Source organism: Intrasporangium sp. (genome assembly GCF_032907665.1).
GTDB lineage: Bacteria > Actinomycetota > Actinomycetes > Actinomycetales > Dermatophilaceae > Intrasporangium.
This window is the reverse complement of the sequence record NZ_JAJJPG010000040.1, coordinates 19,862-27,522: the sequence shown is the minus strand read 5'-3', so window position 1 is coordinate 27,522 and position 7,661 is coordinate 19,862. Positions and strand designations below refer to the sequence as shown.

Sequence of the window (7,661 nt, the reverse complement as noted above, 5' to 3'; positions counted from 1 at the left end):
GCGACCACGCGCCGACGCAGCCGAGGAGGAAGGCGTTGCGGAACTGGTCCTCGCAGGCGACGACGTCCTTGATGTCGCCGAAGGGGCCGTAGTACGGGAAGATCCCGTGCATCGCGCACGCGTCGACCATCCGGGCGATCGTGTAGTGCCAGAGGTCCTGCTGGTAGACGGCGCGGTCCGCGTTGACCGCGTCCTCGACACCGGCCGGCGGGTCCTGTCGGACGAGGTAGCCGGGATGGCCGCCACCGACACGGGTGGTCTTCATCCGGCGGTCCGCCGCGAGGTCGGCCGGCCCGAGCGAGATCCCCTGCATCCGCGGACTCGCACCGCAGATCTCCTCGACGTTCGCCATGCCACGGGCCGTCTCGAGGATGGCGTGCACGAGGATCGGCCGGGTGAGCCCCGCGCGGGCCTCGAGCTGCGCGAGCAGCCGGTCGACGTAGTGGATGTCCTCGGCGCCCTGGACCTTGGGGACCATGATGACGTCGAGCTTGTCGCCGATCTCGGTCACGAGCGTCGTCAGGTCGTCGAGGACCCAGGGGCTGTCGAGGCTGTTGACCCGCGTCCACAGCTGGGTGTGCTCACCGAAGTCGGTGGCCTTGCCGATGGCGACGAGACCGAGCCGGGCGGCCTCCTTGCGGTCCGCCTTGACGGCGTCCTCGAGGTTGCCGAGGAGGACGTCGACCCTGCCGACGAGGCCTGGGACCTTGGCCGCCATCTTCTCGTTGCTCGGGTCGAAGAAGTGGATCATCCGGCTCGGGCGGGCCGGCACCTCGGTCACGGGCGTCGGCGCCCCCACGGCGAGGGGCTTGAAGAAGTCCTTGGCGCTGCGCATGGGCGTCAACGTAGCAACGCGCCACGTCCCGGCGTTATGACCGCAGTCACTCGCGGACCGGCTGCGACATCGTCACGGCCGGCTCCCCCAACCGCCGGGCACGATCACTAGGGTGGGCGCTGTGACGGAGCACTCTCCCCTCAACCTCAGTGCCCTGCTCGGTGAGGCCATGAGCAAGTCGGGGCTGCTGTGGATCGACGTCGCCGAGGACCGCACGTGGCCGGCGTGGTACGTGTGGGACGAGACGACGGCCTTCGTCGTCAGTGGCCCCGGCGAGCAGCCGCTCCCCTGGCTGCCCAAGGAGGTCAACCTCATCCTCCGCAGCAAGGACACCGGCGGCCGGCTCCTCACCACCCGGGCCCACGCCGTCGTCCTCGAACCGGGATCGGCGGAGTGGGAGCACGCGGCCGGTCTGCTGCGCGCCTCGCGCCTCAACGCCGTCGATGACTCCGTGACGCGATGGGCCCGGGAATGCACCGTCACGGCCCTGACGCCCTTCGGCTCGCCCCTCGAGTCGCCCGGGGCCTACACCGCCCTCGATCTCCGGGCCGAGCCCGCACGGACCACGGCGACGACGACGTCATGGAAGCCGTGGCACTGGAAGGGGCGAGGGGCCCGTCGCGCCAACGACGTTCCCGGGGGCTCTGGCAAAGGGTCAGCAGGGCGCCGCAAGCGGTGACCCCGGACCCGAACAACACCTGGGACGCCCGTCGTGGCAGCCCTGTCCGCGTCGCGTGAGCGCATAACCTTGGGCCATGAGCGCCAGCACCCGCGTCTTCGTCGCACGACTGACCGGCCTGAGCGTCTTCGACCCGCTCGGTGACCAGGTCGGCCGCGTTCGCGACGTGGTCGTGATGTTCACCCGTGCGCGCCCCGAGCCACGCGTCATCGGCCTCGTCGTCGAGGTGCCCGGAAGGCGCCGCGTCTTCGTGCCGATGACCCGCGTGACATCGATCGACGCCGGCGCGGTGATCACCACCGGGCTGGTCAACATGCGGCGCTTCGAGCAGCGCACCAACGAGACGCTCGTCGCTGCCGAGCTCTTCGACCGGACCGTCACGGTGACGGCCCCCGACGCCCGGGCCGCCGGCTTCGACCGGGCGACCGTCGAGGACGTCGCCATCGAGCAGTCAGCGCGTCGCGACTGGTACGCCGTCAAGGTCTTCGTGCGGCAGGCCGGCCTGTCCTCGGCCTCGCGGGCCATGTCCCGGCTCACCCGACGGCGCTCCGGCAAGACGATGCTCGTCGACATCCACGATGTCGCGGGCCTGCACGACGAGGCCCCGGCCCAGAGCGCCGAGCGGCTCCTCGAGACCTACGACGACCTCAAGGTCGCCGACCTCGCCGAGGTCATCCACGACCTCAACCCGAAGCGGCGCGCCGAGGTCGCAGCGGTCCTCGACGACGAGCGTCTCGCCGACATCCTCGAGGAGCTGCCCGAGGACGACCAGGTCGAGATCATCGCCGGCCTCGACAACGCCCGGGCCGCCGACGTCCTCGAGGCGATGGAGCCCGATGACGCCGCCGACCTCCTCGCCGACCTCCCGCCCGAGCAGGCGGAGCAGCTGCTCCAGCTCATGGAGCCGGACGAGGCCGCTCCCCTGCGCCGGCTCCTGTCCTACGACGAGAAGACCGCGGGCGGGATGATGACGACCGAGCCGGTGATCCTCGCCCCGGAGGCGACCATCGCCGAGGCGCTCGCGATGGTACGCCGTGAGGAGCTGGCGCCGGCCCTGGCCACGATGGTCTACGTCTGTCGCCCCCCGCTCGAGGCGCCGACGGGCCGCTACCTCGGCCTGGTCCACATCCAGCGCCTGCTCCGGGATCCGCCGCACGCGCCGGTGGGTTCGATCATCGACAAGGAGATGGAGCCGCTGCCCGCCCACGCCTCGCTCGAGCACGTCACGCGGACACTGGCCACCTACAACCTCGTGTCCCTGCCCGTCGTCGACGACGACGGACGGCTCCTCGGCGCAGTGACCGTGGACGACGTGCTCGACCACATCCTCCCGGAGGACTGGCGTGAAGAGCGGCACGAGCTGGAGGTCAAGCCGTGACGGACCAGCCGAACCGCCGTCTCCAGCGCGTCGCCGCACCGGGTGACCGGCTCGACCAACCCCGCGAGCAGCGCGCGACCTTCCTGCCCCGGGTGACGCTGTCGCAGGAGGCCTTCGGCGTCCTGTCCGAGAAGTTCGCCCGCTTCATGGGGACTCCGCAGTTCATCATCGGGATGACGATCTTCGTCGCCGTGTGGGTCGCCTGGAACACGCTCGCCCCCGACGACCTCGTCTTCGACAGGTTCCCCTTCATCTTCCTCACGCTCATGCTGAGCCTCCAGGCCTCGTATGCCGCGCCCCTCATCCTGCTGGCGCAGAACCGGCAGGCGGACCGGGACCGAGTGGCTCTCGAGCAGGACCGGTCGCGCGACGAGCGCAACCTCGCTGACACCGAGTTCCTCACCCGTGAGGTGGCCTCGCTGCGGCTCGCCCTGCGTGAGCAGGCCACCCGCGACTTCGTCCGGTCCGAGCTGCGAGACCTGCTCGGCGAGCTCGAGGAGCGGATGCTCATCCGGCCACCCGACGACTCGACGCCGCGGCAACTCACCGACTAGCCAGGAGGCACCCAGCTCACCGACCCGGGCACCGCGACGCCGACACCCGGCCCGGCCATGGCGTGCGGCGCGGATCCGGGCGCCAACAGGCGCGGAGGGCACCGCGGTCGGGCGAGCCAGCCCAGCGGCATACGATGGTTGGCATGTCCGTCCCCGCACTGCCCAGTCGCGACACCCTGCTGACCGCGCTCTCGAAGGTCAACGATCCCGAGATCCGCAAGCCGATCACCGAGCTCGGCATGGTCAAGTCGGTCGAGGTCGACGAATCCGGGCATGCGGAGCTGGCCATCTTCCTCACCGTGTCCGGGTGCCCGATGAAGGACACGCTGACCCGAGACACCACTGCGGCGCTCCAGGCCGTCCCCGGCGTGACCTCCGTCAACGTCACTCTCGATGTCATGAGCGACGAGCAGCGGGCCGCGCTCCGCCAGCAGCTGCGGGGCGGCGCACCCGAGAAGGAGATCCCGTTCGCCCAGCCCAGCTCGTTGACCCGTGTCTACGCCGTCGCCTCGGGCAAGGGCGGCGTCGGCAAGTCCTCGGTGACGGTCAACCTCGCCGCGGCCATGGCCGAGCAGGGACTGCGCGTCGGCGTGGTCGACGCCGACGTCTACGGTTTCTCGGTGCCGCGCATGCTCGGCGTCGAGCAGCGGCCGACGCAGGTCGACGACATGATCCTGCCGCCCATCGCGCACGACGTGAAGGTCATCTCGATCGGCATGTTCGTCCCCGGCAACCAGCCGGTCGTCTGGCGCGGGCCGATGCTCCACCGGGCCCTCCAGCAGTTCCTGGGGGATGTCTTCTGGGGTGACCTCGACGTCCTCCTGCTCGACCTGCCGCCGGGCACGGGCGACATCGCCATCTCGGTCGCGCAGCTCATCCCCAACGCCGAGATCCTCGTCGTCACGACCCCGCAGACTGCCGCCGCCGAAGTGGCCGAGCGCGCCGGGGCCATCGCCCTGCAGACCCACCAGCGGATCGCCGGCGTCATCGAGAACATGTCCTGGCTCGAGCTGCCCGACGGCACGCGTCAGGAGATCTTCGGGTCAGGTGGCGGCCAGGTGGTCGCAGACTCCCTGAGTCGCAGCATCGGTGCGACCGTGCCGCTCCTCGGCCAGATCCCGCTGGACACGACGCTTCGGGAAGGCGGCGACAGCGGCATGCCGGTCGTCCTCGGTGCCCCCGACTCGGCTTCGGGCGTGGCCCTGCGCGGCATCGCCAAGGGCCTGTCCACGCGCGCACGCGGCCTGGCCGGCCGCTCGCTCGGCCTCACGCCGGCCGGCCGCTGACGGACCGGTCAGCCGTCGGAGCCGGTCTCGGCAGCCCGCCCCGGGTGGTCCGGCGAGTCAGGCCGCCCGCCGTCCGGTCGCTCGGCCGTCAAGTGGCCTCGCTGTCCCACGGCGTCGGCAGGGACGGGTCGTGTGCCTGCGGAGTGCTCTGCGGCTTGGCCGGCGGCGGGGTGCCGGGAGAAGGCGGCGAGTTCAGGGCCTCGCGCACGATCTTGCGCGGGTCGTACTGGCGCGGGTCGTAGGCGCGCCAGTCGACGTCGGAGAACTCGGGCCCCATCTCCTCCTTGAGCTGTTGCTTGGCCCGATCAGCCATGGCGCGCGCCTGGCGCACGAAGCGTCCCAGCTTGCCGGCGTACTCCGGGAGCCGCTCTGGGCCGAGCACGAGGATGGCGAGCACCGCGAGCAGCAGGAACTCCCACCCGTTGATGTCGATCACTTGTGCCTCATCCTCCGCGGCCGTGACACCGGCATGCCACCGGCGCCATCATACGGACCCTGCTCGGCCGCTCAGTCGTCCGGTTGTGCCTCGAGGGTCATCGGGAGGTCGATCTCCTGTCCGTCGCGCTCGATCGTCAGCGTCACGGTCTCACCCACGGCCCGAGCGCGGATGGAGACGATGAGCTGGTCAGGCGTGCGGATCGGCTTGCCCTCGAACCGGATGACGACATCTCCGGGCTGGACTCCCGCCTTGTCGGCCGGGCCGTCGGGCGTGACCGCGTCCTGGGAGTCCTGCACCTGCGCGCCCTCGCCCGAGAACGTCCGGTCGAGCAGCACGCCGATGATGGGGTGGGTCGCCTTGCCGGTCGAGATGAGCTGGTCCGCCGTGCGCCGGGCCTGGTCGCTCGGGATCGCGAAGCCGAGCCCGATGTTGCCCGAGGACGAGGTGCCTGACCCGGGCACTCTCGCGATCGCGGAGTTGACGCCGATGACCTGGCCATCGAGGTCGAGCAGCGGACCGCCCGAATTGCCCGGGTTGATCGCCGCATCCGTCTGGATCGCGTTGATGAAGGAGGTCTCGTCACCGGCTCCCGGGGCGACCGGCCGGTTCATCGCGCTGACGATCCCGGAGGTGACGGTCTGCTCGAGGCCGAGCGGCGCTCCCACGGCGATGACCGGATCCCCGACGACGACCTTGTCGGACGAGCCGAGCTGGAGCGGAGTGAGGTCCCTGCGCTCGATCCTCAGCACGGCGAGGTCGTAGCTGCCATCCCTCCCGACGATGGTGGCGTCCTCGGTCTCGCCGTTGCTCAGGACCACCTCGATGACGCCCCCGTCCGCTCCTCCCGAGACGACGTGGTTGTTGGTGAGGATGTGCCCGCGGTCATCGATGACGAAGCCGGAACCCGTGCCGGCGCCGTTCGCCCCGGCATCGACCTTGATGGTCACGACGCTCGGCAGCACCCTGGCCGCGATGTTGGCGACCGACCCCGCAGGTCGCTCGGTGACGCCGGGGCCCGGCTGCGGCAGCGTGCTGCCACGGGTCACCACCCGGTCCTCGAGAAGCTGTCCGGCCACACCACCGACGACGCCCGAAGCCAGGCAGAGCGCCAGGACCCCGGCGACCGCAAGCCCGCGGCGACGCCTCGGATTCCGGGTCGGCGTGACCGGTGGGCCTAGGGAGCCGTCCGTCCCGGACGGGATCGCGTGTCCTGCGGCCGCGTCACCGGGGTAGCTGTACGGGATCCCCACGGCGTACTCGGGCGTGGGGCCACCAGGAGGGGGAGGCACCCGAGTGGAGGCCCGGGGCGCTCCGGCTCCCGCGGTATCCCCCTGGGACGCGGGACGGGATCGGTCGCTCGGGCCTGCGGGCACCACCGGTCCGGCGTAGCGCGCCCGGTGTGCCTCCTCGGCAAGCGCATCGGCACGGTCCGAGCCCCAGGGAGTATCGGCCCGGACCGGGACACCTGGGCCCTCGGTCGGATGCTCCGCTCCGAACTCGGAGAACCACCCCGCGTCCCGCCGCCGTGCTGCGTCGGTGCTGCCGAGCGGCTGGGTGGAACTCAGACCGATGGCGTCGGTGTCGTCGACCTCCTCGCGGCGGGGCTCTCGCGGGTGGTCGGGCCGCCGCTCGGTCGGGTCGTCAGTCATGGCCCTGATTGTGCCGAAGTGATGAGGGAGATACGAACCGGGGCCGTCAGGCCGCTGGGGGGTGCGAGGCGACTGGCGGTCGAGACCACCCAGAGCGGGAACACGCCGGTGCCAGCGCGCTCCCGACCGAGGCTCTGCTGACCGGTGCCCTGCTGACCGGTGCCCTGCTGAGAGGTGCCCTGCTGGTGGGTGCTCACGGTCCGTGCCGGAGCATTCGCATCGGCGGACGCGTCAACCGCGTCGGCAGCCGCGGCCCCCGAGCGGGTCACCGCTGGAAGTGAGGGCATTCCTGGCGCATAGGTGACCGCCCCGATGCTCGCGACGCCCGCGGGCACCCGAACGGCGGCAGGTCTCGCGCCCCCGGGAAGAGGTGACACCGCCAGACCCCAGGCTGCGGCAACCGACGCCCCGGCGGCGAGGGAGGCGACGACGGCGGCGCGCATCGGCGAGCGGTGCAACGCCGGTGCCGACGGCGGAACGGTGGACAGGGGCGCTGGCACCCCCGGGGCGAGCGCTCCGCGCCCACCTCGCGCGGCGAGTGGACCGAGGGGGATCCGCGGGCCGGGAGTCGGGCTGGGCTCGGGCGTCGGCTCCGAGGCCAGGCTCATCAGGGAGGAGCGCAGGGATCCGGGGAGGGCACGGGCATCCGCTCGCAGGGCGGCGACGATCCGCCGCTCCTGGTCGGCGGCGGCGCGACACATCATGCAGGCCACGAGGTGCCGGTCGTAGAGGTGGAGGACCGCCGGGGGCAGTGCCCGGTCGACGTAGGCACGGACGTGTCCGCGCAGGTGGGGCGTCACCGGCCACCCACCTCTGCGGCCGTTCGGCAGACCTGCTCGCC

General features: G+C 71.6%; 8 protein-coding genes. 4 read left to right on the top strand and 4 right to left on the bottom strand.

The window, feature by feature from the left end:
- A partial coding sequence (locus tag LOY02_RS08355; protein WP_317181884.1) for a CoA ester lyase occupies window positions 1-835 on the bottom strand: 835 nt, incomplete at its 3' end.
- A 121-nt stretch (window positions 836-956) separates the two neighbouring features.
- Here LOY02_RS08355 and LOY02_RS08350 point away from each other — a divergent pair.
- The 4 genes from LOY02_RS08350 (at window position 957) to LOY02_RS08335 (ending at window position 4,732) form a co-directional block, all read left to right on the top strand.
- Window positions 957-1,514, top strand: a complete 558-nt coding sequence (locus LOY02_RS08350) for a hypothetical protein (protein WP_317181883.1) — start codon at window positions 957-959, stop codon at window positions 1,512-1,514.
- Window positions 1,515-1,590: 76 nt separating this feature from the next.
- The gene (locus LOY02_RS08345; protein WP_317181882.1) at window positions 1,591-2,892 is read left to right on the top strand and encodes a magnesium transporter MgtE N-terminal domain-containing protein; all 1,302 of its coding nucleotides are present in this window, start codon (window positions 1,591-1,593) and stop codon (window positions 2,890-2,892) included.
- Window positions 2,889-3,446 carry a DUF1003 domain-containing protein gene (locus tag LOY02_RS08340; protein WP_317181881.1) on the top strand — a complete coding sequence of 186 codons (558 nt, stop codon included), beginning with the start codon at window positions 2,889-2,891 and terminating at the stop codon, window positions 3,444-3,446. The genes LOY02_RS08345 and LOY02_RS08340 overlap by 4 nt, the downstream gene beginning before the upstream one ends.
- A gap of 143 nt (window positions 3,447-3,589) precedes the next feature.
- Entirely contained in the window at window positions 3,590-4,732 is a 1,143-nt protein-coding gene (locus LOY02_RS08335) for an Mrp/NBP35 family ATP-binding protein (protein ID WP_317181880.1), read from the top strand.
- 88 nt (window positions 4,733-4,820) lie between these two features.
- On the opposite strand, the gene LOY02_RS08330 is transcribed toward LOY02_RS08335, so the two are convergent.
- The 3 genes from LOY02_RS08330 to LOY02_RS08320 all read right to left on the bottom strand — a co-directional run bounded on the left by LOY02_RS08330 (window position 4,821) and on the right by LOY02_RS08320 (window position 7,620).
- On the bottom strand, window positions 4,821-5,168 hold the full coding sequence (locus LOY02_RS08330; protein ID WP_317181879.1) for a twin-arginine translocase TatA/TatE family subunit: 348 nt from the start codon (window positions 5,166-5,168) through the stop codon (window positions 4,821-4,823).
- A gap of 71 nt (window positions 5,169-5,239) precedes the next feature.
- Window positions 5,240-6,820 carry a S1C family serine protease gene (locus tag LOY02_RS08325; RefSeq protein WP_317181878.1) on the bottom strand — a complete coding sequence of 527 codons (1,581 nt, stop codon included), beginning with the start codon at window positions 6,818-6,820 and terminating at the stop codon, window positions 5,240-5,242.
- Window positions 6,817-7,620, bottom strand: coding sequence for a hypothetical protein (locus LOY02_RS08320; RefSeq protein ID WP_317181877.1), 804 nt, complete (start codon window positions 7,618-7,620; stop codon window positions 6,817-6,819). The genes LOY02_RS08325 and LOY02_RS08320 overlap by 4 nt, the downstream gene beginning before the upstream one ends.
- Between the last annotated feature and the right edge of the window lie 41 nt (window positions 7,621-7,661).